25 protein-coding genes are annotated in these 26,529 nt (G+C 68.4%); 19 read left to right on the forward strand and 6 right to left on the reverse strand.

What is annotated here, in order from left to right; genetic code table 11:
• Window positions 1-165: 165 nt before the first annotated feature.
• The 6 genes from ABRP24_RS06725 (at window position 166) to ABRP24_RS06750 (ending at window position 6,032) form a co-directional block, all read left to right on the forward strand.
• Window positions 166-1,500: an adenylosuccinate synthase gene (locus tag ABRP24_RS06725; RefSeq protein WP_017886319.1), complete on the forward strand. Its 1,335-nt coding sequence runs from the start codon at window positions 166-168 to the stop codon at window positions 1,498-1,500.
• 2 nt (window positions 1,501-1,502) lie between these two features.
• Window positions 1,503-2,060 (forward strand): low molecular weight phosphatase family protein, encoded by a 558-nt coding sequence (locus ABRP24_RS06730; protein ID WP_349847789.1) that lies wholly within the window; start codon window positions 1,503-1,505, stop codon window positions 2,058-2,060.
• Window positions 2,061-2,351: 291 nt separating this feature from the next.
• Window positions 2,352-3,326 (forward strand): CPBP family intramembrane glutamic endopeptidase, encoded by a 975-nt coding sequence (locus tag ABRP24_RS06735; protein ID WP_176708161.1) that lies wholly within the window; start codon window positions 2,352-2,354, stop codon window positions 3,324-3,326.
• Window positions 3,313-4,653, forward strand: coding sequence for a histidine kinase (locus ABRP24_RS06740; RefSeq protein WP_349847126.1), 1,341 nt, complete (start codon window positions 3,313-3,315; stop codon window positions 4,651-4,653). The genes ABRP24_RS06735 and ABRP24_RS06740 overlap by 14 nt, the downstream gene beginning before the upstream one ends.
• Complete coding sequence (locus ABRP24_RS06745) at window positions 4,650-5,321, forward strand: response regulator transcription factor (protein WP_176708163.1); 672 nt, start codon at window positions 4,650-4,652, stop codon at window positions 5,319-5,321. The genes ABRP24_RS06740 and ABRP24_RS06745 overlap by 4 nt, the downstream gene beginning before the upstream one ends.
• Window positions 5,322-5,393: 72 nt before the next feature.
• On the forward strand, window positions 5,394-6,032 hold the full coding sequence (locus tag ABRP24_RS06750) for a hypothetical protein (RefSeq protein ID WP_349847123.1): 639 nt from the start codon (window positions 5,394-5,396) through the stop codon (window positions 6,030-6,032).
• A 207-nt stretch (window positions 6,033-6,239) separates the two neighbouring features.
• On the opposite strand, the gene ABRP24_RS06755 is transcribed toward ABRP24_RS06750, so the two are convergent.
• Together ABRP24_RS06755 and ABRP24_RS06760 are read right to left on the reverse strand one after the other, a co-directional pair.
• Window positions 6,240-7,523: a PP2C family protein-serine/threonine phosphatase gene (locus ABRP24_RS06755; RefSeq protein ID WP_214559981.1), complete on the reverse strand. Its 1,284-nt coding sequence runs from the start codon at window positions 7,521-7,523 to the stop codon at window positions 6,240-6,242.
• Between the two features lie 74 nt (window positions 7,524-7,597).
• The gene (locus ABRP24_RS06760; RefSeq protein ID WP_173032179.1) at window positions 7,598-8,320 is read right to left on the reverse strand and encodes a type II CAAX prenyl endopeptidase Rce1 family protein; all 723 of its coding nucleotides are present in this window, start codon (window positions 8,318-8,320) and stop codon (window positions 7,598-7,600) included.
• Between the two features lie 152 nt (window positions 8,321-8,472).
• Between ABRP24_RS06760 and ABRP24_RS06765 the strand changes: the two genes are divergently transcribed.
• The 8 genes from ABRP24_RS06765 (at window position 8,473) to ABRP24_RS06800 (ending at window position 16,957) form a co-directional block, all read left to right on the forward strand.
• Window positions 8,473-9,924: a polysaccharide biosynthesis tyrosine autokinase gene (locus ABRP24_RS06765; RefSeq protein WP_111056798.1), complete on the forward strand. Its 1,452-nt coding sequence runs from the start codon at window positions 8,473-8,475 to the stop codon at window positions 9,922-9,924.
• A gap of 14 nt (window positions 9,925-9,938) precedes the next feature.
• Window positions 9,939-10,886: a hypothetical protein gene (locus ABRP24_RS06770; RefSeq protein WP_214521483.1), complete on the forward strand. Its 948-nt coding sequence runs from the start codon at window positions 9,939-9,941 to the stop codon at window positions 10,884-10,886.
• Window positions 10,870-12,366 (forward strand): sugar transferase, encoded by a 1,497-nt coding sequence (locus ABRP24_RS06775; protein WP_301566373.1) that lies wholly within the window; start codon window positions 10,870-10,872, stop codon window positions 12,364-12,366. Before ABRP24_RS06770 ends, ABRP24_RS06775 begins: the two co-directional genes overlap by 17 nt.
• Window positions 12,367-12,472: 106 nt before the next feature.
• The gene (locus ABRP24_RS06780; protein WP_301566374.1) at window positions 12,473-13,657 is read left to right on the forward strand and encodes a glycosyltransferase; all 1,185 of its coding nucleotides are present in this window, start codon (window positions 12,473-12,475) and stop codon (window positions 13,655-13,657) included.
• Window positions 13,654-14,964 carry a putative colanic acid polymerase WcaD gene (locus ABRP24_RS06785; protein WP_349847120.1) on the forward strand — a complete coding sequence of 437 codons (1,311 nt, stop codon included), beginning with the start codon at window positions 13,654-13,656 and terminating at the stop codon, window positions 14,962-14,964. Before ABRP24_RS06780 ends, ABRP24_RS06785 begins: the two co-directional genes overlap by 4 nt.
• On the forward strand, window positions 14,882-15,592 hold the full coding sequence (locus ABRP24_RS06790; protein ID WP_301566376.1) for a glycosyltransferase: 711 nt from the start codon (window positions 14,882-14,884) through the stop codon (window positions 15,590-15,592). The genes ABRP24_RS06785 and ABRP24_RS06790 overlap by 83 nt, the downstream gene beginning before the upstream one ends.
• A gap of 191 nt (window positions 15,593-15,783) precedes the next feature.
• A complete protein-coding gene (locus ABRP24_RS06795; RefSeq protein ID WP_371836731.1) occupies window positions 15,784-16,113 on the forward strand; it encodes a serine O-acetyltransferase in 330 nt (109 codons plus the stop codon).
• Window positions 16,114-16,126: 13 nt separating this feature from the next.
• Window positions 16,127-16,957, forward strand: coding sequence for a glycosyltransferase family 2 protein (locus ABRP24_RS06800; RefSeq protein ID WP_371836732.1), 831 nt, complete (start codon window positions 16,127-16,129; stop codon window positions 16,955-16,957).
• Here the strand turns inward: ABRP24_RS06800 and ABRP24_RS06805 are convergent, their stop codons facing one another.
• The 3 genes from ABRP24_RS06805 to ABRP24_RS06815 all read right to left on the reverse strand — a co-directional run bounded on the left by ABRP24_RS06805 (window position 16,958) and on the right by ABRP24_RS06815 (window position 19,732).
• Entirely contained in the window at window positions 16,958-18,280 is a 1,323-nt protein-coding gene (locus ABRP24_RS06805; RefSeq protein ID WP_349847115.1) for an oligosaccharide flippase family protein, read from the reverse strand.
• Window positions 18,277-19,113, reverse strand: coding sequence for an alpha-1,2-fucosyltransferase (locus ABRP24_RS06810; protein WP_301566380.1), 837 nt, complete (start codon window positions 19,111-19,113; stop codon window positions 18,277-18,279). Before ABRP24_RS06810 ends, ABRP24_RS06805 begins: the two co-directional genes overlap by 4 nt.
• 67 nt (window positions 19,114-19,180) lie before the next feature.
• On the reverse strand, window positions 19,181-19,732 hold the full coding sequence (locus ABRP24_RS06815; protein WP_349847112.1) for an acetyltransferase: 552 nt from the start codon (window positions 19,730-19,732) through the stop codon (window positions 19,181-19,183).
• A gap of 163 nt (window positions 19,733-19,895) precedes the next feature.
• On the opposite strand from ABRP24_RS06815, the gene ABRP24_RS06820 reads away from it, so the two are divergent.
• The 5 genes from ABRP24_RS06820 (at window position 19,896) to ABRP24_RS06840 (ending at window position 25,955) form a co-directional block, all read left to right on the forward strand.
• The gene (locus ABRP24_RS06820; RefSeq protein ID WP_371836733.1) at window positions 19,896-21,167 is read left to right on the forward strand and encodes a glycosyltransferase family 4 protein; all 1,272 of its coding nucleotides are present in this window, start codon (window positions 19,896-19,898) and stop codon (window positions 21,165-21,167) included.
• Window positions 21,164-22,192 carry a GDP-mannose 4,6-dehydratase gene (gene gmd / locus ABRP24_RS06825; protein ID WP_111123705.1) on the forward strand — a complete coding sequence of 343 codons (1,029 nt, stop codon included), beginning with the start codon at window positions 21,164-21,166 and terminating at the stop codon, window positions 22,190-22,192. Before ABRP24_RS06820 ends, gmd begins: the two co-directional genes overlap by 4 nt.
• On the forward strand, window positions 22,192-23,163 hold the full coding sequence (locus ABRP24_RS06830; RefSeq protein ID WP_349847107.1) for a GDP-L-fucose synthase: 972 nt from the start codon (window positions 22,192-22,194) through the stop codon (window positions 23,161-23,163). Before gmd ends, ABRP24_RS06830 begins: the two co-directional genes overlap by 1 nt.
• A 35-nt stretch (window positions 23,164-23,198) precedes the next feature.
• Window positions 23,199-25,019: a DUF4012 domain-containing protein gene (locus tag ABRP24_RS06835; protein ID WP_349847105.1), complete on the forward strand. Its 1,821-nt coding sequence runs from the start codon at window positions 23,199-23,201 to the stop codon at window positions 25,017-25,019.
• Window positions 25,020-25,397: 378 nt separating this feature from the next.
• Entirely contained in the window at window positions 25,398-25,955 is a 558-nt protein-coding gene (locus tag ABRP24_RS06840) for a hypothetical protein (protein ID WP_111056811.1), read from the forward strand.
• Between the two features lie 69 nt (window positions 25,956-26,024).
• Here ABRP24_RS06840 and ABRP24_RS06845 read toward each other — a convergent pair whose 3' ends face one another.
• Window positions 26,025-26,489, reverse strand: coding sequence for a VanZ family protein (locus ABRP24_RS06845; RefSeq protein ID WP_349847102.1), 465 nt, complete (start codon window positions 26,487-26,489; stop codon window positions 26,025-26,027).
• Between the last annotated feature and the right edge of the window lie 40 nt (window positions 26,490-26,529).

Here is a 26,529-nt window from a genome sequence, read left to right on the forward strand (position 1 = left end):
TCCGACCGATCCGGACGGACACCCAGGTGCGCCGGATGTGGACAAGCGGCCCACCGTCCACAGGGCGTCACAGCGGGTGACGCGCAGGTGACCAGCCGATAGACTCGGGTGGACCACCGGCCCGGACGGCCGTGTGCGGTCCTCCGCCAACGTGAGGAGAACCAGATGCCCGCAGCAGTCATCATCGGCGCCCAGTGGGGCGACGAGGGCAAGGGGAAGGCCACCGACCTCCTCGGCTCCCGCATCGACTACGTCGTGAAGTTCAACGGCGGCAACAACGCCGGCCACACCGTCGTCGTCGGCGGCGAGAAGTACGCGCTGCACCTGCTGCCCTCCGGCATCCTGACGCCCGGCGTGACCCCGATCATCGGCAACGGCGTCGTCGTCGACCTCGAGGTGCTGTTCCAGGAGCTCGACGCCCTGCGCGCCCGCGGCGTCGACGTCTCGAAGCTGCTCGTGTCGGCCAACGCCCACGTCATCACGCACTACCACCGCACCGTCGACAAGGTGACCGAGCGGTTCCTGGGCAAGCGCCAGATCGGCACCACCGGTCGCGGCATCGGCCCGACCTACGCCGACAAGATCAACCGCGTCGGCATCCGGATCCAGGACATCTTCGACGAGAACATCCTGCGCCAGAAGGTCGAGGCAGCGCTCGACCAGAAGAACCACCTGCTGGTCAAGGTCTTCAACCGCCGCGCGATCGACCCCGAAGAAGTCGTCGAGTCGCTGCTCTCGTTCGCCGAGCGCCTGCGCCCGATGGTCGCCGACACAGCCCTCGAGATCCACCGTGCCCTGGAGCGTGGCGAGACGGTCCTGTTCGAAGCCGGCCAGGCCACGATGCTCGACGTCGACCACGGCACGTACCCGTTCGTCACCTCGTCGTCCGCGACCGCCGGTGGCGCCGCGACCGGTTCCGGCATCGGCCCGGGCAAGCTCGAGCGGATCATCGGCATCGTCAAGGCGTACACGACCCGCGTCGGCGCCGGTCCGTTCCCGACCGAGCTGTTCGACGAGTCGGGCGAGTTCCTGCGCGCCAACGGCTTCGAGTTCGGCACCACCACCGGCCGCCCGCGCCGCTGTGGCTGGTACGACGCCCCGATCGCCCGCTACACGGCACGCATCAACGGCGTGACCGACTTCGTGCTCACCAAGCTCGACGTCCTGACCGGGCTCGAGACGATCCCGGTGTGCGTCGCGTACGAGGTCGACGGCGTCCGTGTCGACGAGGTCCCGGTCAACCAGTCCGACTTCCACCACGCGAAGCCGGTGTACCAGGAGTTCCCCGGCTGGACCGAGGACATCACCGGAGCCCGCACCTTCGACGACCTGCCGAAGAACGCACAGGACTACGTCCTGGCGATCGAGGCGATGTCCGGCGCACGGATCTCCGCGATCGGTGTCGGCCCCGGCCGTGACGCCATCGTCGTGCGGCACGACCTGCTCGGCGACGACGAGCGTGCCGACCAGCGCGCCGGCGAACGCACCGACGCAGCGTGACGATGCGGATCCTGTTCGTCTGCAGCGGCAACATCTGCCGGTCCCCGCTCGGCGCGCAGGTCCTGACGGCACGGCTCGGCCCGGACGCTCCGGCGTTCGTGGTCGAGTCGGCCGGCACGATCGCCGACGACGGTGCCCCGATGGACGCCGCCGCGGCCGAGCAGTCCGTCCGGCTCGGCGGCGACCCCTCGGCCCACCGGTCGCGGTACCTGACGGCCGAGATCGTCGAGCGCGCCGACCTGGTGCTGACCGCCGAGCGATCGCACCGTGCAGCCGCCGTCTCCCTGGTACCCCGGGCGTCCAAGCGGACCTTCACGATCAAGCAGTTCGCGCGGGTGCTCGCCGGCCTCGAGCCCGGTGACCTGGCCGACGTGACGACCCCGCAGCAGCTCGTGGAACGCGTCGCCCGGCTGCGCGGCACCGTCCCGCCGCCCGCCGACCCGGCCGACGACGACGTGGACGACCCCTACCGTCGCTCGACGGCGACCCACCAGCGCGTCGCCGACGAGCTCGACGTGGCGCTGACGGGCATCGCGGACGCGTTGCGCGCCGTGGTCTGACCACTGACGGACGCCAGGCCCGGTGTCAGCTGGCACCGGGCCTGGCGTCCGTCCGGGCGCGAGTGCGCCGCTCGGGACGCCGGTGTCTTCCCCCGACGCCGCCGAGCGCATGAGACGCCTCCGAATACCGCGGCGTCTCGAGCACGACAGGGCGTCGAGCGATGACGACGGCGTGTTCATCCCCCAGGCGAAACCAGGGCCCGAACGCCTCTTGCATCCTTCGATGGAACTCCCGCAGGTGCATCCCGAAGCCGGTCGTCCCCGAGCGCGCTGGTTCCTAGCGTCGTGTACATGACGAACACCACCGAAGTCCGGCCCACCGCCGGCACCGCAGCCCGCGACCGAGGGGGTGTCCGCGGCCTCATCGCCCGGCACCCGCTCGTGTCCTTCTTCACCATGGCACTCGGCCTGAGCTGGCTCGCGTGGGTGCCGTACATCCTGTCGCCGCACGGCATGGGCGTGTGGGACATCCACTTCCCCGAGGTCCTGGGCAGCGCTCAGTTCACGGGCGTCCTGCCCGGGGCGCTCCTCGGCCCGCTGGGCAGCGCGTTCATCGTCACCGCGGTCGCCGACGGTCGCGCGGGGCTCCGCCGCTGGGTCGGACGGCTGTTCCGCTGGCGGGTCGCCTGGTACTGGTACGCGCTGGCGCTCGTCGTCGTGCCGGCCCTGATCGTCGTGTCCGCGCTGCCGTTCGCCGGTGGTGACGTGCGGGCCCCCTCGGCCCTGGCCTTCGCCATGCTCGTGCCCGGGCTGATCATCCAGCTGTTCTCGACCGGCCTGAGCGAGGAGCCCGGCTGGCGCGACTTCGCCCTGCCCCGCCTGCAGCACCGCTTCGGGGGCCTGGGCGCCGCCGCGATCCTCGGCCCGATCTGGGCGCTCTGGCACATGCCGCTGTACTTCAGCGACTGGGGCGGCTGGCCGAACGCGCACTGGAGCGAGCCCGTCGTGTTCGCCCTGTTCACCATCACCTTCAACGTCGTGATGATCCAGGTCTTCAACAAGACCCGCGAGAGCCTGCCCCTGGCCCTGCTGCTGCACGTCGGCGTGAACAACACGATCTCGACGCTCTTCCCCGAGATGTACCCGAGCATGACCGCCGGCACGCTGATGATCGGCCTGACCATCATGTCGACGATCGCCGCCGCGGTGCTCCTCGTCGCGACCCGTGGCCGCCTGGGCTACGACCCCGCCCGACGCGCCCTGCCCCTCGACGCACCGGTCCCCACCCGCGCCCGCCTCGTAGGATCCAACGATGGCACCCGCTGAGCACGACGCGCTGCGCGCACCGGCCGAGCCGGCAGCACAGCGCGCCCGCCGCGTCGACGTCTTCGTCGCCCTCGGCACGGCCGTCGTCGCCCTCGGCCTGCTGCTCGGCCTGCCGCCCCTGGACGCCCTCGAGCCCGACGGTGCCGCCCTGGCGCTGCGGGCGCCCGCACCGTTCACCCTGGCCTGGAGCGTCCTGGCCCTCGGCCTGCTGGCCCAGTCGGCCGCCCTGGTCGCCGCCCGTCGGGCACCGCGCACCGTGCTGATCGTGGTCGCCGCCCTGCCGGTGGTGGTCGCGGCGCTCGCCCCGGAGTCGTTCGACGTGTTCGGCCTCACCGCACTGCCCGTGGTCGTCGCCGTCGTCCTCGCCGCCCTCCGTGTCACGCTGGCCCGCCTGTGGCCGACGCTCCTGGTCGCCGGGGCGCTCGTCGCCGCCGGCAGCGCGGTGCTGTCCGCCGGCGCCGGTGGTGCGTTCCGCGGTGACTTCTCGACGGGCCTGGCCGGCTCGCTCGGGCAGGGCGTGCTGCAGGCGATCGGTGCCGTCGGCCTGCCCCTGCTGGTCACCCTGCTGGTGCAGTCCCGCCGCGAGGTCCGCGTCGCCCGCACCGCCGAGGCCAGCGCCGTGAACCGTGAGCAGGACGCCCTGGTCGACGCCGCGGTGTCCCGCGAACGCGCCGCGATGGCCCGTGAGCTCCACGACATCGCCGCGCACCACCTGTCCGGCATCGCGCTGATGGCCGCCGTCATCGACCGGCAGATCGACGCGGACCCGGAGCGTGCCCACGAGGGTGCCCGCCAGGTCCGGGAGCAGAGCACCGCCGTGCTCGAGGACCTCCGCCGCCTGGTCGGCCTGCTCCGCGACGACGCCCCAGCCGAGCGCGCCGTCGAGACGGTCGCCGGCATCGTCGACCTGGCCGAACGCGCGCGGTTCCGCAGTGACGTCCGCCTCGACGTGCTGCCGGGTGACCGCCCGCTGGCCGACGGCGTCGGCCCGCTCGCGCAGCTCGCCGCCTACCGCACCGTCCAGGAGGCGCTGGCCAACGCCGCCCTGCACGCCCCGTCCGCCCCGTGCACCGTCACCATCGACGACCGCGACGCGACCCGGGTGGTGATCCGGGTGGAGAACGCACCAGCCACCGTCCCGGCAGCGGGGACCTCTCCCTCGGGCGGCAACGGCCTGCGGGGGATGCGCGAGCGGGCGGACCTGGTCGGGGCGCGCCTCCAGACCGGCCCGACCGCGACCGGCGGATGGCTGGTGGAGCTGGCGCTCGGCCGGGAGGCGCCTGCCGCACCCGCGCAGGCCGCCGACGGCACCGGGGTGGTCGCGTGATCCGCGTGCTGGTCGCGGACGACCAGCCACTGGTCCGCGCCGGGGTGTCCGCGCTCCTCGGCGCGGAGCCGGACATCGAGGTGGTCGGCGTGGCCGCCGACGGTGGCGAGGCGCTCGCGCTGGCGCGCGAGACGCGACCCGACGTGGCCTGCCTGGACATCCGGATGCCGGTGATGAACGGCATCGAACTCGCCCGGATCTTCTGTGCTCCGGACGCCGATCCGGCGATCCCCGCGCTCATGCTGACGACGTTCGACCTGGACGACTACGTGTTCGGGGCGCTCGAGGCCGGTGCGTCCGGGTTCCTGCTCAAGGACGCCGACCCGGACACGATCGTCGACGCCGTGCGACAGGTCGCCGCCGGCAACGGCACGCTCGACCAGGCCCTGACCCGGCGGGTGCTGCGGGAGTTCGTGTCACGGCGGAGCCTGCAACCGGTGTCCGGCGACCGGGCCGACGGCGTGCTGACCGCCCGCGAGCGCGAGGTGCTCCTGCTGCTGGCGCAGGGGATGTCGAACGAGGAGATCGCGGCCGCCCTGGTGCTCGAGGTGTCGACCGTCAAGTCGCACCTGGCGCGGATGCTGCCGAAGCTCGGGGTGCGGTCGCGGCTGCAGGCCGTGGTGTGGGCGTACCAGAACCGGATCGTGACGGTGCCGGACCAGCCGTAGGGCCTGTCCGGGGAACGCGCGTTCCCGTTCGGGGGACTGTGCACGGTCGCTCAGGGCTGGTGCAGTGTATGCATGCACATCGAAACGCCGCCGGTCACCACCTCCGACGACACCGCCCTGCGGGGTGAGGTCATCCACGGGATGATCACGGCGTTGCGTTCCCGTCCGCTGCACGAGGTGACCCCCGAGGTCGTCGCGGCTGCGGCCGGTGTGGACACCGAGGTCGTCGCCCGGACATTCCCGAGCTGGGACGGTCTGCTGCTCGCGACCATCGACCGGTGGAACGAGGAGCGCACCGTCCCGCTCATGCCCCTGGCCGAGCAGCATGGCACCATCCGGTTCCTGCGTGCGATCGTCACCGCGAACGTGGCCGACCCGTCGCTCATGCGGTTCCTGACGGCGACGCTGAACATCGCGGCGTCGCCCGAGCACCCGCTCGCACCGATGCTGCACGTGCGGTGGCGACGGTTCCACGCCTTCGTGCAGCACGCCCTGGAGCGCGACGTCCTGCTCGGCCGTGAGCCGGGCACGATGGAGCCGGCGCGCGGTTCGGAGCAGCTGCTCGCGACCTACGAGGGGCTGCAGCTGCAGTCCATGGTGCGGCCGGAGATGGACCTGCTCGAGGCCTTCGACCGCGCCGTGACCCGCCTGCGCGAGGGCTGGTCCCGCGCGTACGTGCCGCCCCTCTGGGACCTCGACCGGGTCGCTTGACCCTCCGGGTGGCCCGTCGGGCCGCCCCCACAGACCGAGGACGCTAGGGCGTCCGAGGGCAGACGCTCACCGTCTGCACGCGTCGCCGCACGATTCGGGTTCGAGCGGCGGCGCGTACCAATCCCGGCAGGCCGGCGTTCGTTCAGCGCCGCCGGTCGCCGTGCGCTCGTTCCGGGCCGTCCGTGGGCGTGCGTTCGTTCCGCGCCGTCAGTCGGCGTGCATCGCGAGCGGTCGCTCCGTGTCCACCTCGACGGGCTGCCGGCGGATCGCGATCACCGTGACGTCGTCGTCGTGCGGCACCTCGTCGGCGCGGGCCGACAGCGCGAGGACGACCGCGTGCGGGTCGCGGCCGGCGCGGGCGATCGCGGCGACGGACTCGATCGTGTCGTCGAGGTCGTCGTACAGGTCGAGCACGCCGTCGCTGAACGAGACGAGCAGGTCACCCGGTTCGAGGGCGCCCTGGGTCGTCGCCCACTCCTCGCGGATGCCGAGCCCGAGCGGCATGTCACCCGACCGGAGCCGGTCGACGTGCCCGTCGGCGCGCAGGACGAAGCTCAGCCCGTGACCGGCGTCGGCCCACTGGAGGCTGCCGTCGTCGGAGATCCGGGCGTGGAACAGCGTGGTGAAGGCGAGGTCGGGTCCGACGCCCTCGGCGGTCAGCCCGTCGGAGGCCCGCTTCAGCGCCTCGCCGGGGTCCTCGACGGTCCGGGCGCTGCGCAGGGTCGCGCGCACCGCGGCCGCGATCAGCCCCGCGCCGACGCCCTTGCCCATGACGTCGCCGAGGCTCACCGCCACCCCGGTCGGCGTCGGGTACCAGTCGAAGAAGTCGCCACCGACGCTCCGGGCCGGCAGGCAGGCACCGGCGACGACGACGTCCTCGGTGATGCGGCCGGTCGTCGTCGGGAGCAGGGATCGCTGCACCGCCGCTGCCCGGTCGATCTCGGCGCGGACCTTGCCCTCACGTGCCTCGGCCGACCGCAGGTTCAGGCGCGAGCGACGGGAGAGCTCGTGCACGACGACGGCGACGGTGCCGAACACGACGACGAGGATGCCCAGGCGGACGAGTTCACTCGCGCCGGGCGCGTCGGACGGGGTCAGGACGTAGGGCGCGAGGATCACGAGCACGATGCCCGCGATCGCGAAGAGCACGGTGCGACGGTTCTCGAGCGACGCCCACCAGACCACCGGGAGCACCACGATCGCGGTGAACAGCGAGGAGCCGGAGCCCGTCCCGGTACGCAGCAGTGCGATCGTCAGGAAGTCGACGGTGAGCAGGACCGGTACGACCCAGGCCGCGCTGCGCACGAGCGTGGGGATCGCGCTCATCAGCGTCGCGACCACCACGCCGACCACGCTCGCGACGAACAGGTGGTGCTGGGTGATCGCCAGTGTCGGCATCACGACGCTCAGGAACGCCGACAGCGCCAACAGGCCGCTGATCGGAGCCTGACGGACGAGAGGGTTGTCGACGATGCTGGTTGGGCGAGTCATGCTCAGTGCAGGCTAGTGGTCCGGGCTGCTGAGCGACCGACCCTGACCCCATCTGGGGACGCAGCCCTGGCCGCTCAGCGCGGCCAGGTGGCGACGACCGCGACCGCGTTGAACAGCACGTGCGCCAGGATCGCGCCGCCGATGCGGTCGGTCATCGCGACGAGCGTGCCGGTGAGCAGGCCGAGCAGGAACGTCGTCACGAACACCTGGAACCCGCCGAGCGACGTGCCACCCGCACCGAGCAGCAGGTGCAGCAGCGCGAACAGGAGCGCCGTGACCAGCACTGCGAGGAACCGGGTGCGGGGCGTGAGCTCGGCGGCGAGCCGGCGCTGGAACAGCCCGCGGAACACCACTTCTTCGAGCACCGGGCTCACGATGACGATACCGATCGCCGACACGAGCAGCAGCCCGACGTCGGGCGTGCCGAGCGTCGGTGCCGGGACCAGCCCGGTCGACCCCGTGAACGCGATCGACAGGAACACGTCCACCGCGCGGCACACGATCACGATGCCGATCGCGAAGACCACGATCCCCAGGTCGAGCCGCAGCCGCGACACCATCGCCGAACGCGGGGTCCGGCGGAGCACCACGGCGGCCGCGACGACGAGCGGCACCCACACGGCGGCGTCCGCGGCGAGCACCTGCAGGACCGGCGAGGGGATGCCCCCAGTCCGGGTGACCTGTCCGACGATCCGGGTCAGGATCACGGCGACGCCGAGTGCGACGAGGATGACGATGAGGTCGCGCTGTCGCCGCACGCTGGGCTCGGTGGTGGTCTGTGCCGGCTCGGAGCGCATGGGGCCACCGTAGAGGACACCGCGCGCCGGATGGCGACTTCCCCCGAGCAGCGCTCGTTCCTGTGGCACTATTTGTATGCCGTGCGCTGGGAGTACCCCGGCGTGCCTGTGTCGGGACCACGGGGACGGCCATGATCGGGGAAGGCAAAGGCGTGGAACTCCGCGACTACATCACGGTGCTCCGCAAGGGATGGGTGCTGATCGTCGTACTCGCCCTGGTGGGAGTGGCCGCAGCCGCAGGGTTCTCCCTGCTGAAGAAGCCGGTCTACTCGGCATCGGCGCAGGTCTTCGTCTCCACGGAGACGTCCGGCAGCGCCAGTGACCTGGCCCAGGGCAACACGTTCACCCAGCAGCGGGTGCTGACCTACTCGAACCTGGTGTCGACGCCGATCGTGCTGCTGCCGGTCATCTCGTCGCTCAAGCTCGACATGAACGCGGACCAGCTCGCGACCATGGTGTCGGCGACGGCGCCGACGAGCACCACCCTCATCGCGATCTCGGTCGAGGGCACCGATCCGGTGCAGGCCGCGAACATCGCCAACGCGACCTCGCAGAGCCTGACCAACGTCGTGCAGGACATCGAGGCCACCGACGCGAGCGGCAAGAGCACGGTCAAGCTCACCCGCGTGAAGCAGGCCGACGTGCCGAGCACGCCGGTCAGCCCGAACGTCCCCGTCAACGTCGCGCTCGGGCTGCTCGTCGGGCTCGCCCTGGGCATCGGCATCGCCGTCCTGCGCCAGACCCTGGACAACCGGATCCGCACCGAGCTCGACGTCGAGAAGATCAGCGACAAGCCGGTCGTCGGCGGGATCGCCTTCGACGCCAAGGCCGCCGAGCGCCCGCTCATCGTGCAGGTGGACCCGCGCAGCCCCCGCGCCGAGTCGTTCCGCACGCTCCGCACCAACCTGCAGTTCCTGGACATCGGCACCGGTGCCCGCACGTTCGTCATGACGTCGTCGATGCAGTCCGAGGGCAAGAGCACCACCGTCGCGAACCTGGCGATCGCCCTGGACAGCGCCGGGTTCCGCGTCATCCTGATCGACGCCGACCTGCGCCGCCCCCGCGTCGCCGAGTACATGGACGTCGAGAGCAACGCCGGTCTGACCGACGTGCTGATCGGCCGCGCCGACCTGGAGGACGTGGCCCACCCGTGGGGACGCGGCAAGCTCGTCGTCCTGCCCGCCGGTCAGATCCCGCCGAACCCGTCCGAGCTGCTCGGTTCGCGCGCGATGCAGGACCTGATCGACCTGCTCGAGCAGCAGTTCGACTACGTCCTGTTCGACGCCCCGCCGCTGCTGCCCGTCACCGACGCGGCGATCCTGGCCAAGAAGGCCTCCGGCGCGATCGTCGCGGTCGCCTCGGGGCAGACGCTGAAGGGCCAGCTCGCCGCGGCCGTCGCCACCCTCGAGAACGTCGGCGCCCCGGTCTCCGGCTTCGTCCTGACGAAGATGCCGCTGAAGGGCCCGGGCGCCTACGGCCACGGCCGCTACGGCTACGGCTACAGCTACGGCCACGACGAGGACGACAACACCGTGACCACGTCGACGCACCCGCCGAAGCGTGCCGGCAAGAAGCTGGGCGTGCTCCGCCGCGCCGGACGCTGAACGGGGCCGATCAGATGAAGACTCGCCGGGGGACCCGAAGCCTCGGCCGCGCACTGCCCCGGACCACGTTCATCCTGGTGGCCGTCGTGGTGGTGGCGCTGATCGTCGTCGACGTGGTGCTCGTCGCGCTCGCCCTGGGCCGCACCGCGCCCGAACAGAACGGACCGGCAGGTCCGATCCCGACCTTCTCGCAGGCACCGGATTCGAGCGAGACACCGAAGCCGAGTGCGTCTGCGGACGCAGACGCCGCGTCGACCAAGCAGCAGGGTCGCCGCCTGTTGGCAGCGGTCGACGGCCAGGAGGCGTGGCGCGCGTCCGGTGGGTCGTGCGGCGGCCCGCGGCCGGTGCTGGAACACTCCGTGGACGGCGGGGCGACGTGGGTCCCGGTGGGACTCGGGACGGATGTCGGATCGCTCATGGCGATCCGGGCCTCCAGTGCGGAGCTCTCGATCCTGGCAGGCGTCGGCGACGACTGCACCACGACGGCGCGGACCAGCGCCGACGCCGGCGTGACGTGGGAAGCCGGGGCGCCCGGCGCCGCCGGTGCCGGCATCAGCGCCGACGGCGTGGTGCTCTCGAAGGGGACCGTCCAGGCGCCGTGCGCCGACCCGATCGAGGCGTTCCAGGGGCAGCAGACCGCGGTCGTCATCTGCGACGGCCAACTCGAGTGGCGGACCGGTGAGGAAGCTTGGGTCGACGTGCCGATGGGCGGCGTGCGCTCGATCGCCGTCGACGGCAGCGACTACACGCTGGCCCGAGTGGGGGTCGCATCGTGCGACGGCGTGCAGCTCGTGACGATGCCCGCCGCCGGGGTGACGCCGAGCACCCCCGTCACGCCGGTCGGTTGTGCCGACGGCGCGGACACGGACAACACCGTCACCATCGACCGTGCCGGCCAGGACGTGTGGCTGTGGGACGGCACGACCGTCCGGGTCTCGTCGGACGGTGGGGCGACGTGGTGACCGGGTCGTCCTCGTGACGGCGGACGCGCTCCGCGCACCACGCGCCCTCGGAGCCACCGACGAGTGGAGCCGCACGTACTCACGCCGTGTGCTCTTCACCGACCTGCTGGCCCTGATCTGGGTCGTCTTCGGCGTGCAGATCGCCTGGCTCGGGCTCGAGTCGAACCTGGCCACGAACACCGCCGACCTGCGACTGAGCTACTCCGCGATCTCCATCGTGGTGATCGTCGTGTGGATGAGCGCACTCGCCCTGTACGACACCCGCGGCGCGCGGGTGATCGGCGTCGGCAGCACCGAGTACCGCCTGGTCGCGGACTCCAGCGTCCGCGTGTTCGGCCTGCTCGCGATCGCGGCGTTCCTGCTGCACGTCGACCTGGCCCGCGGCTACGTGCTCATCGCGTTCCCGATCGGGATCCTCGTCCTCCTGCTGTCCCGCTGGATCTGGCGCCAGTGGCTCGTCGCCCAGCGTCAGCAGGGCGCCTACTCGGCGACGGTGCTGCTCGTCGGGTCGCCGGCCAGCGTGCTGCACATCGGCCGCGAACTCGCGCGTTCCCCCGAAGCCGGCTACCGCGTGGTCGGCGCCGTCGTGTCGACGAACCACCGCGGTCTGCTGGCCGGGTCGACCATCCAGAGCCACGGCGGCTTCGACGACGTCGGCTCCGCGCTGCGCGAGACCGGTGCCGACACCGTCGTGATCACGAGTTCCGACGACCTGCCGCCGGAGCGTGTCCGGGAACTCAGCTGGTCGCTCGAGCCGGGTCGGCAGCACCTGGTGGTCGCGCCGAGCCTGACCGACATCGGTGGTCCCCGCATCCACACCCGGCCGGTGCAGGGCCTGCCGCTCATCCACGTCGAGACACCGACGTACTCGGGGCGCAAGCTCTACACGAAGCGCGCCTTCGACCTGCTCGGCGCGGGGCTGCTCGTCGTCGTCCTGTCGCCGCTGCTCCTCGTGCTGGCGGTGCTGGTGAAGACCACCTCGACCGGTCCGGTCTTCTTCCGGCAGGAGCGCGTCGGGCTGAACGGCAGCACCTTCCGGATGATCAAGTTCCGCTCGATGGTCGTTGACGCCGAGGAACGCCTGCAGGAGCTCAGTGCGCTCGACCGGGCCGAGGGCAACGACGTCCTGTTCAAGATGCGGAACGACCCCCGGGTCACCCGGGTCGGCGGGTTCATGCGCCGCTACAGCCTCGACGAAGTGCCGCAGCTGTTCAACGTCCTGGCCGGCAGCATGTCCCTCGTCGGACCCCGGCCGCCGCTCTCGCGGGAGGTCGCCCGCTACGACACCCACGTCCACCGTCGCTTCTTGGTGAAGCCGGGGATGACCGGCCTGTGGCAGGTGAGCGGTCGATCCGATCTGTCGTGGGAGGATTCCGTGCGGCTCGATCTCTACTACGTGGAGAACTGGTCGATCACGGGTGATCTCGTGGTCCTCTGGCGGACGGCCAAAGCCGTCTGGCAATCGCAGGGAGCGTACTAGTGGCGTCTCTTCGTGTGTCTTCCCGCCCCGCGGCGCCCGCTTCGGCAACGGCGGTACGACGTCCCGAGAGCAGCGACGGTCCCGCACCGGAGAAAGGCCCGTCGACGTGACCGAGGTGCTCCAGATCAACGTCCGCCTCAGCGAGGGCGGTGCGGCAGGGGTGGCACGCACCCTCCACGACGGGCTGCGCGCGAGGGGAATCGGTGCCAGATTCGCCTACGGGTACGCGAAGGGCGGCGGCCCTTCGCCTCTCGAGACTGAGTACGAAGCCATTCGACTCGCCTCGGCACCGCGGGCCGCGCTGAACCTCGCCGCCCACCAGCTGGTCGGAACCGAGGTGATCAATCCGCGTCGCTCGCAGCGAGCATCCTTGCTGCGCGAAGTACGCAAGAGCGATGTGGTGCATCTTCACGCCATCCACAGTTACATGATGCCGCCTTTGGACCTGCTCGCGCTGATTGCGAACGAGGGGAAACCCATCGTGTGGACGATGCACGATCAGTGGGCCATGACCGGCCGATGTGCGCAACCAGGGACCTGCACGGGGTGGGAAGGCGGCTGTGACCCATGCCCGTTCCTGTCGGCCTACCCGCCCGCCAAGATCGATCGTGCGGCGTCGATGTTCGTCGCACGCCGTGAGGCCATAGATGAGGTGCGTGCCACCGTCCCACTGAAGATGGTGGCCTGTGCATCCTGGCTTGCGGATGAGATGGAGGCGGGCGGGTTCTCCGACGTGAGCACGATCACGAACTCTGTGGATCCGCAGTTCTGGTCGCTGGCGAAGGAGCAGACCCCGGGGGAGCCGGTCGATGGCCAAGCGCGATTCCTGTTCATGTGCCGAGACCTCCGCGACCGCGCCAAGGTCGATTGGGACCTCCTGGAGGAGATTGCTCGCATCGCCCCGGGCCGGCTGACGATCGTGGGAGACAACGCGCCGTCTCCGATCGCGAACGCACTGATGCTCGGAGCCATCACGGAACGTTCGGAGATGTACCGATTGATGCGGGAACACTCGCATCTCGTGTTCTCGTCGGCCGTCGACTACTACCCGCTGACGGTTGTCGAAGCGCTCACGGCTGGCATGTCCGTCGTCGCAGCCGATTCCAGGGCCGCGCGCGAGTTCGGCTGGTCGCAGAACGTGAGGATCGTGGGTGAACGAGCACGGTGGGCGGAGGCAATCGGGTCCGCTGTCCCGCTCAGCGCCATCGCACCCACAGAGGTCACACGCTTCTCACCTGACCGAATGATCGACGACTATGTCTGCCTCTACGAAAGCGTGCTCGGCGCATGAACAACGGGTACCGCGCGTTCGTGACCCTGTTGACCGCAGCGTTCGTGATCCTCGAGCACTTCCAGGTGGCCCAGGTTGGCGACTACCCGATAACGCTGGGGCTCTTCCTCGGGATAGCGCTCGTGATCGTCGTCAGTACGAGGGTGCCGATCGGCAACGTCATCGTTGCGCTCGGGATCGCCGTCGTGCCGAACGCGTTGGTTCAGATAGCTGCTCCGTCCACTCGTGAAGGTTCGCTTTCCTTCTTCCAGACGTTGGCCCTCTTCGTGTTCGCGGCAGTCATCCTCTCCCAGTGCAAGCGCGGCACAGTCCGAACCGAAGCGGTACCAGCCATGCTGCGTGGTGCCTTCATCGCTCTGATCGTGGTCGTCGGGCTCTGCCTACTGCAGGTCGCAACGGGCGCACGAGGTTCCGTTCAGTGGTTCAACCCCTTCGGTGAGCACCAGTACCTCTACCAGTACGACCCCCACCTCGAGTTCAATCCGATTCCGCGTGCAGCGGGCTTCTACCTCGAGCCGTCCTACGCCGCATTCGTGATCGGGTCCCTTGCTGTCGCGCTCCTTGCGCAGGGGTATCGGAAGCTGCCGGTCTGGGTGCTCGCCGGCGCGGGGCTCCTCGCCGTCAGGTCCGCGACTGGGCTGATCCTCTTCGGTGTCGTGGCCCTGGTTGTCATCTTCGTCGGGAAGAGTCGGCTCAAGCTGGTCGCTCTCGTTGTTCTGGTGGCGCTGACGGTGATCGCGCTGCCCTACCTTGCCGGCAGACTGGATTCGACCTTCACCCCTGGATCGAGCGCCTACTACCGCTTGATCGGTCCACTTCGGATCCTCGGGGATACGCTCGTGCATTTCCCGCTCGGACACCCGTACGGATCGCTGCGGAACACCGTGGCGGACTACGGCATCCTCAACGGTGCGGCTGCCGGCGACTCGCTCGACAACGGCTTCTACGTGATCGTGTTCTACTTCGGTTGGCTCGGTTTGATCGCGTCCATCGCGCTGGCACTCTGGGCGTTCGTCGCACTCGGCCGCGGGATCCACACGGGATCGATCGAGCAGGCCGCCATCCCGGTCTGGGTCGTCGGAAGCCTCTTGTTCTCTGGTGGCATCATGTTGCCGGAGTACGTCTTCACCCTGTGGGTGATCTTCGCCACCCGGCGACAAAGCCGATCCTTGATCCCAGGAGAGAGCGGTTCTGCACTTGCCTCCGAAGCTGTCGATAATCACCGTGACGTACAAGGACGAGGCAGGGTTGAAGCGGACCGCGGCTTCGCTCGAGGGCCTGCTCAAGGAGTCGGGCCGAGCTTGTGAACTCATCATCGTCGATGGCGGGATGTCGGCGGGAACAGCGCAACGGGCTGAAGACCTCGGCGACTCGGTACGCCTGATCTCCGAACCGGACACCGGCATCTACGACGCGATGAACAAGGGCATGGCCGCCGCGAGCGGCGACCATCTGTGGTTCTTGAACGGCGGTGACGAGTGCCTTGTTCGCTGGTCCCAGCTGTCCGTCATGCTCGGGGCACACGAGGGTGCGGTGGTCCTCGCGGACTTCGTTCTCGCGTCCAGCGCGCGCGAACAAACCCGCGCCACGCGATCACCCCGCTCGCTCTGGCACGCGTTGCCGACTTCGCATCAAGCGATCTTCTATCCCCGCGCACAAGTCAGTGATCGCTACGACGAGAGCTTTCGGGTGGCTGCCGATTACGACTTCACTGCCAAGCTCTACGCCTCGGGCGTTCCGTTCGTCGTCGAGCATGTCGCAGTCGCACGATTCCACCTCGACGGTACGTCGACCCAGCATGGGAGACTCATCGGCGCCGAAGCACGTCGGGTACAGCGAGACACTCTCGCCGTTCATCCTGCCGTGTCGTTCCTGAGCGGTCTTCGTCACCGTGCCGCACGCAAGTACCGGTCCATGCTCTCGAGAGGACAATGATGTCGTTCTACGGCAGCGCCAGCACAAGGCGGGAAGAGGCTTCTCTTTTCGGGGGGCATCCGTGGCTTCTCCAGCCCGGTTACTGGGCTCTCCGGGTGTACCGGTTCGGCCGGTACACCCTGCAGGTGAGGGGAATACGAGGAAGGATCTTGCACGCCCTGTACTTCCCTCTGTACAACGCAGTCCGACTCGTGACAGGCATCGACATCCCGCGAACCGTGGAGATCGGGCCGAGATTGATGATCCACCACTTCGGCGGGATCATCGTCCACCCACAAGCGCAGATCGGGGCTGACTGCGTGCTGCGGCACGGGGTGACGATCGGAGAACGTCGCGAAGGCGGTGGGGTACCGATCATCGGGGACAACGTGACCTTCGGCGCCTACGCGCAAGTGTTCGGACCGATCCGGGTCGGCTCCGGTGCCACCCTGGCGGCGATGGCTGTCGTCATCGATGACGTCGCGCCGGGGACGACGGTCATCGGTGCGCCTGCGAGGCCGACTGGACGTCGTGATGCCTAGGTTGACAGTGATCATGCCTGCCTGGAACGCGGAGAGCACGATCTCTGCGGCCCTTCGGTCGACGCTCGTGGCGATGCCCACGGACGCAGAGATCCTGGTCTATGACGACGCAAGCACTGACGGAACCAGACGGGTCGTGGGACGCTTCGCCGATAGAACGAGTCGGGTCTCCTTGGTCGAAGGTCTGCGTAACGTTGGTGCTGGTGAAGCGCGCAATCAGCTGGTCGCTCGTTCAGACAGTGAGTTCGTCGCGGCGATGGACGCGGACGACATCTGCCTGCCGCATCGCTTCGTCGGCTACCGCCGTTCGATGTCGAAGTCGGACCTCCGTTTCGCACCCATTGCCCGCTTCGAGCACCGGTCCCGTGTCCACATACCAAGACCGGCTGCGTTGTCACCAGCTGCCATGCCCGTCGCGCTGCTCGTGCTGAACCCCGTTCCGCAGTCGACGATGATTGCTCGGCGGAGTGCTCTCGATGGGGTCGAGACGTATCGGCCGGGGCACGCGGAGGACTACGAATTGTGGCTGCGCTTGACTGCCTCTGGTGCGCGCATATCGCTGACCTCGTTCCCGACTGTTGCATATCGACACCACCCGAACCAAGCGACGTCCCAACCGGGCTACGAACAGCAGGTGCGGGACAACGAGGCCCTCATCGAGTCCTACAACGCTCTCGCTGCTGCTGTGCTGGGCATCGACGCACGCGACATGAGTACCGAGGAGCTTCGATCAAGGCTCGAGTGGAGCGCTGGGCAGGTGGAGAGCAGTCGAGATCGTGAGCATCTGCGGCGTTTGCTGAGGTCGCGATGGAGTTTTCCTCTTCGCGCACCCGGAAGCGTCTGATCACAGGAATCGGACGACCAGCAGGGCAGCCAGAACAGCCCACTCCACGACGATCTGCACGATGGCGTACTTGAGCGCTACGGGAAGCAGCGACCGGTGGAGTGTAGCCAGGGCGAGTCCCTGGATGAGAGCGCCCACGGCCAACCCGATCAGCGCGCCGTTCGTGCTGTAGAGCAGCCCGAGGACGATGGCGAGCAGCGGGACGAGAAGGAGCACCCCGAGGTTCAGGAGCGAATGCCGTAGCTCTGCCTTGATCTGCAGTTTCCACGACATGAAGGAACTCAGTGTGAGAGAGGGCAGAAGCAGTGCCATCGAAGAGATCATGAGCGCAACGTGTACCCACCCCGGGCCGAAGAAGATCGCTTCGAGCACCGGTGCACCCAGCGACAACACGATAGCTGCTACGAAGGTCACGAGGTGGAGCGCTTTCCAGACGCGCTTGTCGAACGTGCCGTCGTCACCGGGTTGGGCGGCTCGGCGAGCCATCCGCTCGACGATCGCTCCGCCGAGGGAAAGCTGGACCTGGGTCACGGGGGTGACGATCAACTGGTACGAACGGGCGTACGACGCCGCCGCTCCGACGGGGAGGATCAGCGGCAACGTGCCCGAATCGATCGCTCGGCTTGCGTAGGAAGCGACGTTCAGCGGGAGGACCTTGAGTCCGTAGCGGAACGGGTTCGGAGCTTCGACGACGGTTCCGGCAACGGCGGGTTCGTCGCGGTCCCTTGAACCCTTTCGTCCGACGAGAAGCGAGAGTACGAGCGTCAACACCAGCCGAGCCACCGATGTCAGCGCGAGTTGCACACAGAGGACCGTGACCGAGTGCATCTGGGCGGCGAGGAAGATCGCGGAGCCGAACCCGACGAGAGTGGCTCCCACATCGGTCACGGCGATCGTCGGGTACCTGCGGAAGACCATCAGCTGCCCTCGGAGCGGCTGGATCAGTGACTGTGCGACGAGGCCTGACACGAGGATGAAGACGTCCAGGGCGCGGGGAGGGCCGGTCGGCAGGTCCATGAAGGACAAAAGGAACAGCGCTCCGGCCAGCACCACACCACCGGCTGCGGCGCTGACAAGCGAACTTGACCAGGCTGATCGTCGAAGCGACCCCGAAACACCATGAACGAGCAGGAAGCCCATCGCCGAGAAATCCGTGGCCAAGGCCGCCATGGTGTACACGAACACGAAGACGGCGAATTGCGCGTAGCTGGCCGGACCAAGTTCGCGCGAAAGAACTGCGAAGGCTGCCAACGACGCGATCAACGAGAGCGCTTGGCTCGCGGGGAGCCACCCCAACGACAGCGACTTGCCGAATCGACTCATGCGTTCGGCACAGCAACCCAACCAGCGCGTCTCAGGTTCCCCGGACGGTCGAAGAACCAGGTGCTCGGAGCGGCGACGGGTACGCCGGACGCCAGCTCCGCGGCCCACCAGGAGAAGGTGCTGTTCGGAATGACCAAGGCGCTCGCCCGCGACATAGCCACGAGCGTGTCGAGTGGCGACTCGATGTCCTCGGGTCCGACGATCTCGCTGCGAGGGACGTCGAACTCACGCTGCACTGCCGCTGGGTCATCGGTGTAGATGACGCACTCGTCGATGCGTATGCCGAGCCTGCTGCATGCGGCTTCGTAGTAGAGGCGGGACAGCTTGCCGAAGGTGCGTTGAGCCGCCGGAGAAGACGTGTAATCCCCACGCCGAACGTGCAGAACTGGGCGGCCTTCTGCAGACGTTGCGATGGACGTCTTCCGCCGGTACTCAGCGACCAGAGCTGTGGTCGCCTTCGTGGGCAGCGCCAGTGATGCTTCGTCCTGGAAGAACCCAATGTTGAACGTTCCGCGTCGGAAGGCGGACGGGTGCGTCCCAGAGTCACTGAAGATGTTCACCATCGAACGGTCGCGGGATTTCGATCGCTGTCGACCGCGCCAGTTGTACGGCTGTCCGAGTCGGAAGTCCTCGGTGGGAGTTGTCATCGCCGACGCCGAGAGCAACGCTCCGAGCTCGAACTGTCGAAGTCGGTCGCGGCCGTAGCTGCTCGTCGAGACCAGCAGGTTCGCGGGCGTATCGGACAACGTCAACCCGGCGTTCAACTGGAAGAGTTGATTGCCGAGGCCCCCCTGCGCCCAGAGGACAGACGCGTCCTTCAGTCGAGTCGCCAAGCGCTCGTTCCCCTTCGTTCGGTTGAGCCAGTTTCCTCGAATGCCGTTCTGGCCGGCACCGGAGCACTCACAGGTTTGAGAACCGCACGCCTGACACGCGTGCAGGGTTTCCTTCGAGAACGCTGTTCGCCGGATGAGTTCCGGAGACGACCGACATTGGCTTCGCAAGGCATGATTCACCCAACTTGGTGCCGCCGAGGACCATGCAGCGCGCGGTGATCCAGGTGCCGGCACCAATCTCGATCGGGCGGGTGATCAGCGCCATGTCAACCCGATGTGCGTGACTACCCGTAGTGAGGAAGGTCTCCTGAGAGATCACGACGTCGTTCCCGATCCGGATGTCATCTTGGTTGTGGAACCAGACGCCTTCACCGATCCAGCAGTCGTTTTCGATGTGGAGCTTCCATGGAAAACGGACCCGCATCCGAGGGCGCATGATGACACCGGTCCCGATGTCTGCTCCGAACAGCCGCAGGACCCGGGCCCGGATGGACGAGCTGATCTGCCAGGGATTGGTGACGAAGAGCAGCTCCGCGACAGCCCACAGGTAGATCGTGAGCTTGCTCCGGTCCCATGAACTCCGTTCACCGGGAGCCGACTTGAGTGCAATGACGGGCACTCTCGCGTCCGACACCATTGCCCGCCTCTCTGCGCGCCCGAGTACGCGTCGCGCCGATGCTACCGGGTGTGGGTTCCTCGGGGCAGTTGCCACAACGCGGAACACGGACGGCCGTGTCTCAGGTCCAGGTCTTGTAAGCCCTTGCAACTGTTATGGTCGCCCCATGCGGCAGGGGTCAGTTCTCGTAGTGGGTTTGAACTTCCCGCCTGAGCCTGCCGGGATCGCTCCGTACACCGGAGGACTGGCGAGTGCCTTGTCGGCGTCCGGCGTCGACGTCAGTGTCATCACGACGTTTCCCCATTACCCCGCGTGGTCGTTCGGTGCCACCCCTCCTCCTTGGTCGGACACGTCGTCCGTCGCGGGGTGTGCTGTCCGCCGAGTACGCCACAAACTGCCCACTCGGTCAGGCGGGCTGAGCCGTCTTGCATCCGAGGTGAGCTTCGGAGTGCGTGCCGCGACGCAGCGCTGGGCGAGACACGATGTCCTCGTCCTGGTCTCGCCGGCCCTGTTCAGCTCGGCGATCGCACTCGTGAGGGCTCGCGTCCTCCGGCGAAGAATGCCGGTCGTGACCTGGGTGCAGGATCTCTACTCGCTCGGCCTCCGCGAAACCCGCACCGCTTCTGGGCTCGGCGTGCGAGTCGTTGCAGCTGTCGAGCGCTGGGTGCTCAGACGATCCTCGACGGTCGTCGTCATCCATGACCGGTTCAAGCGAACGGTGATCGAGGAGCTCGGGGTGCCCGAGTCACGCGTGGTCGTGATGCGCAACTGGACTCACCTCGAACCGCCTGCGGTCGCCGACCGGAACAGTGCTCGTGAAGCCCTCGGCTGGGCATCAGACGAGACGGTTGTCCTCCACGCAGGCAACATGGGTGTGAAGCAGGGGCTCGGGAACGTCGTCGAAGCGGCGCGTTTGGCTGGGAAGCGAGGCTTGCGGATTCGTTTCGTCCTCCTCGGCGACGGCAATCAGCGTGCGCAGTTGGAAAAGCTTGCTTTTGATGTCCGGAACTTGCAGTTTCTTGCTCCGTTGCCCGATGGGGAGTTCGCAGCGGCGCTGAACGCTGCCGATGTTCTCCTCGTCAACGAGGCGCCAGGTGTGTCTGGAATGGCTGTTCCCAGCAAGTTGACCAGCTACTTCGCTACCGGAGTTCCGGTGCTTGCGGCCACAGACCTGGGGAGCGTCACGCGGTCAGAGGTCCTGAGTGCTGAGGCCGGGCCTGTGGTCTCCGCAGGCGAGCCATCGGAGCTTGTCGACGCTGTCCTGGCACTGGCCGCGGATGAGTCAGCGCGTCAGCGCTACGGGCGAGCGGCTCGGGCGTACCGAGCAGAGCACCTCACGGCCGGCGCAGCGCTGGACCGATTCCAAAGTATTCTTCATGAACTTCTGCCCGAACGGTTCCGCGCGTCGAGCTCGGACGAAAAGACAGGGATCAATTGACCAAGCGCGCACTCATCACCGGGATAACCGGACAGGACGGGTCCTACCTCGCTGAGCTGCTCCTCCGCAAGGGGTACGAGGTCCACGGGATCATCCGACGAGCTTCGACGTTCAACACCTCGCGGATCGACCACCTGTACGTCGACCCGCACGAGTCGCAGGCGAAGTTGTTCCTGCACTACGGGGACCTTGGCGACGGTGCGCGGCTCGTCAGCCTCCTCAGCGAGCTGAAGCCCGACGAGGTCTACAACCTCGCGGCCCAGTCGCACGTCCGGGTGTCGTTCGACGAGCCGGAGCACACCGGTGACGTCACGGGTGTGGGCACGATGCGCATGCTCGAGGCGGTCCGGGTGTCCGGCATCCACACGCGCTTCTACCAGGCGTCCTCCTCCGAGATGTTCGGTGCCACCCCGCCGCCGCAGAACGAAGAGACGCCGTTCTGGCCGCGTTCTCCGTACGGTGCGGCGAAGGTCTACAGCTACTGGGTGACTCGAAACTACCGCGAGGCCTACGGCATGTTCGCGGTGAACGGGATCCTGTTCAACCACGAGTCCCCCCGTCGCGGTGAGACCTTCGTCACCCGGAAGATCACCCGTGCGGTCGCTCGGATCAAGGCCGGCCTCGAGGACCACGTGTACCTCGGCAACCTCGACTCCGTCCGCGACTGGGGGTACGCCGCCGAGTACGTCGAGGGCATGTGGCGGATGCTGCAGGTCGACGAGCCGGACGACTTCGTCTTGGCGACCGGCGGCGACTTCACGGTCAAGGACTTCCTCACCACCGCCTTCTCGCACGCCGGGCTGAACTGGGAGGACCACGTTCGGTTCGACGAGCGGTACCTGCGACCGAGCGAGGTGGACGCCCTCGTCGGCGACGCCTCAAAGGCCAAGGAGAAGCTCGGTTGGGAGGCGACCGTCGACACCGCCGAGCTGGCGAGGATCATGGTCGACGCCGACATCTCGGCGCTCGAGCACGAGGGCCGTCCGTGGATCGACACCGTCCGACTCGAGAGCTGGGGTTCCTGATGGACACGACCGACTTCACCGCCGGTCCGATCGACCGGGCTGATCGCGTCTACGTCGCGGGACACCGTGGTCTGGTGGGCTCGGCGGTCTGGCGCAAGCTCGAGTCGGAGGGCTTCACGGACGTGGTCGGGCGCACCTCGTCCGAGCTCGACCTGAAGGACCGCGCCGCAGTCTTCGCCTTCTTCGCGGACCAGCAGCCGAGGCACGTCGTGCTCGCCGCTGCCAAGGTTGGCGGGATCATGGCGAACAACACCTATCCGCACGACTTCCTGAGCGAGAACCTGCAGATCCAGGTCAACGTGATGGATGCCGCGGTGGAGCACGGCGTCGAACGTCTCGTGTTCCTCGGCTCGTCCTGCATCTACCCGAAGATGGCCGAGCAGCCGATCCACGAGGACGCGCTGCTCACGGGGCATCTCGAACCGACGAACGACGCGTACGCCATCGCCAAGATCGCCGGCATCCTCCAGGTGCAGGCCGTCCGTCGGCAGTTCGGCCGTCCGTGGATCTCGGCCATGCCGACCAATCTCTACGGCCCGGGTGACAACTTCTCGCTGACTGGGTCCCACGTGCTACCAGCGCTCATCCGCCGGTACGACGAAGCCGCTCGCAGCGGTGCATCGACGGTGGAGAACTGGGGGACCGGGTCGCCACGTCGTGAGTTCCTGCACGTCGACGACATGGCGGCAGCGGTGTTCCACCTCATGGAGCACTACGACGGTCCTGACCAGGTCAACGTCGGCACCGGATCTGACGTGACGATCAAGGAGATCGCGGAGACGATCGGCAAGATCGTCGGGTTCGAGGGCGAGACGGTCTGGGACACCACCAAGCCGGACGGCACCCCCCAGAAGCTGCTCGACGTGTCGAAGCTGGCGGACGCTGGATGGACGGCGCAGATCGGCCTCGAGGACGGGCTCCGCAGCACCATCGACTGGTACCGCGAACACGCGGATTCCGTCCGTCAGTGACGGTTGTCGAACGCGCGGAACCGTAGGATCGCCACATGTCCGACGCGCCCGAGTCGCGACGCACTGCAGTACGCCGGGGGTCCAGGGCCCGGATCGTCCTGTGGGTCGTCCTCGCCCTTGTCCTGCTGCTGATCCTCGCCGTCGCCTGGGTCGGTGTCCGCGGCATGCTCGCCAAGGGGCATCTGGAGCGCGCCGTCGGGGACGTCGACACGCTCCGGTCCCAGCTGACCGGCGGCGACACCGCCGCCGCCCAGAAGACGGCGCGCCACCTCGAGGACGAAGCAGCGTCGGCGCGATCGCTGACCGGTGACCCCGTCTGGGGTGCGGCGCAGTCCGTGCCGTTCTTCGGGACCAACTTGCGGGCCGTGCGGGACGTCTCGGTGATCGTCGACGACGTGGCCAGCGACGCCGTCAGTCCGGTCGCCGGCGTCCTCGGGAAGCTCGGGTCGAACTCGTTCACGCCGAAGAACGGCAAGATCGACCTCGACCCGATCGAGGACGCGCAGCCGGCGGTCGCCGAGGCCACGAAGACGCTCCAGCAAGCACGCACCGACGCGGCGCGAATCGACACCAGCGGAACGCTGTCGCCCGTCACCACCGCGGTGGGGCAGCTGCGGAACGCGCTGTCGTCCGCGTCCGAGCAGGCGGTCGCAGCGAACCGCATCGTGCAGCTCGCGCCGGCGATGCTGGGTCACGACGGGGACCGGAACTACCTGCTGTTGTTCCAGAACAACGCCGAGTTGCGCGCGGGCGGCGGCATCCCCGGGGCAGTGGCGCTCCTGCAGGTGAAGGACGGTGCGATCAACTTGGGGAGCCAAACGTCCGGGTCGTCCTTCGGACCGTACGACAAGCCGGTACTCCCGCTGACCGACGACACGCGTGGGCTCTACGGAGACATCACCGGCGAGTACATGCTTGACGTCACGCTAACGCCGCGCTTCGACGTGTCGGCGAAGCTCGCGCGGGAGATGTGGAAGCAGCGGTTCGCGCAGCAGGTCGACGGCGTACTCGCCATCGATCCCGTGACGCTGAGCTACCTGCTCAGGGCGACGGGCCCCGTGCAGCTTCCGACCGGCGACACCCTGACCGCGGACAACGCGGTCCAGTTGCTGCTGAGCGATGTGTACGCCAAGTACCCAGACCCGGCCGTGCAGGACGCGTTCTTCGCATCCGCCGCCAGCGCGGTCTTCGCCAAGGTTTCTTCGGGCGGGTTCGACACGAAGGCCTTCGTGTCTGCACTGACCCAGAGCGCTGATGAGGGCCGCCTGCGGCTCTGGAGCGCGGACAAGGCCGAGCAGCGCCGCATCAGCGGGACACCGGTTGCCGGCGAGCTGCCGACGGCGACCGCCGACTCGAGCCAGTTCGCCGTCTACCTGAACGACGGCACCGGCTCGAAGATGGACTACTACCTCGACAAGAGCGTCTCCGTCGGCAGTTCGGTGTGCCGGAAGGACGGGCGTCCGACGTCCGTCGTCCAGATCACTCTGAAGAACACAGCACCTGCCGATGCCGCGACGAGCCTGCCACGGTACGTGACGGGTGGCGGCGACTTCGGCGTCGAGCCCGGCAAGATCAAGACCCTGCTCGCCGCGTACGCACCCGAGGACGCGATCCTCCTCGGTGCCACGAAGGACGGCAAGACCACTCCGGTGCAGACAGCGACCGACGGCGGGCACCCGGTGGCCCAGTTGCAGACCCTGCTCGCCCCCGGCGAGAGCCTGACCTACCGCGTCGCGTTCCTCGGCGAGGCCAAGTACGCGAAGGCAGCGGTGCAGGCGAACTCGACTCCCGGTGTCCGGCAGGCCGAGACGAAGCCCCTCACGTTCGACTGCGAGCAGCCGCTCGCCGCTGGCTGACATCGGAAGCTCCGGAAAGCGAACCGCGGAGTGCCCCCACTCCGAGGGGCAGAAGACCAACCTGTCCGGGTCCAAAGGTCCTTGATCTGACGCACAGCGTGCTCTAGTGCGCACCGAGAGGCCCTCTCACCTGGGCTTTCTGGCATCTGAGGTCTCGATCGACCGATGGTGGGGCCGTGCGACGGGCAGTGAGCGCGGATGAACACACGTCGACCAATGACCAAAATCCACGTGATCTGGTACCAAGCTGGGAAACTCCGCTAGATTGAGACAACTTCGCCATAACAACCGCCATTTCTGTGGCTGGGGTCAACCACCGGCGAACAGCGGGCTCTGGGTGTCAGGGTCTGGATTTTCAGATCTTTAGGGGAACCATTCATGAAGAAGCTCATCGCAGCGGTGGTGCTGGCTGGCGCCGCACTGCTCGCCACTCCGGCCGTCGCCAACGCCGCCGGCTACACGCCTGATTCCGACGTCTCCGTCTCCGGCACCGCCGTCGCCGGTGGTACCGCGGCCGTGAGCTTCACGCCGGGTGCCTTCCAGGACAACGAGACCGTCAACGTCCAGGTCACCGGTGCCGGTGCGGTCACGCTCGGCGCGCTGCCGACCACGACCGTCTCGAAGACCTACACGGCCGCTTCGGACGGCTCGCTCGTCGTCAAGGTCACGTTCCCCCAGGGCGCCTCGGGCACCTACAACCTGACGGCCACCGGCGCCACCTCGGGCGTCGTCGGCTTCGCGGCCTTCACCGTCGCCCCCGCTGACGCTGCTGCGGTTCCCGCCGCTGGTGCTGGCAACGGCACCGACGGCACGCTGGCCTTCACGGGTTCGACCGTCTCCGCCCTGGCCCTCTGGGTCGCCGGCGGCGCAGTCGTCCTCGGTGGTGGCCTCCTGCTGGTCCGCGGCTCGGTCCGCCGCCAGCGCGAGTCCGTCTGAGTCTCAACGCACTGAACGAAGCCCCCGGAGCAACTGCTCCGGGGGCTTCTTCGTGCGCGGGGACCGCTGTCAGCGCCGCCGAGCCGCTCGGCTCAGCAGCAGCACGCCCACCACGGCCCCCAGAACCGCCCCCACGCCGTTGGCGACGACGTCGTCGATGGTCGCGGTGCGGGCAGGCAGGAACAGCGCTTGGCCGGTCTCGATGCACGCACTGACGACGAGCCCCGCGGCGATGGCGGCCCACCACCACCGCGCACCAGCGAGCAGCACCACGAGCAGTCCGAGCGGCACGAAGTAGACCACGTTCGCCAGGGACTCGACGGCGGCGTAGTCGATGCGCTCCGGCAGGCCGTGACGGTGCGCCGCAGCGAGCGCGCGGGTGAGCCACGGGCCTCCTGCGGCGTCGACGGGGGAGCCCCAGAACCCGACGAGCGCCAGGGCGACGCCGTAGGCGATCGCCAACCACGTCGCGAACCGACGGCTGCGCCAAGTGGCCGGGGCGCGGTCGTCGACGCGGGGCTTGTCGGAGGTCACGTGCCGACGTTAGCGAGTCGCGCCTCCATTCCGATGTCGG

Origin of the sequence: Curtobacterium sp. WHRI 8282, from assembly GCF_040223925.2 — a bacterium.
GTDB classification, from domain to species: Bacteria; Actinomycetota; Actinomycetes; order Actinomycetales; family Microbacteriaceae; genus Curtobacterium; species Curtobacterium flaccumfaciens.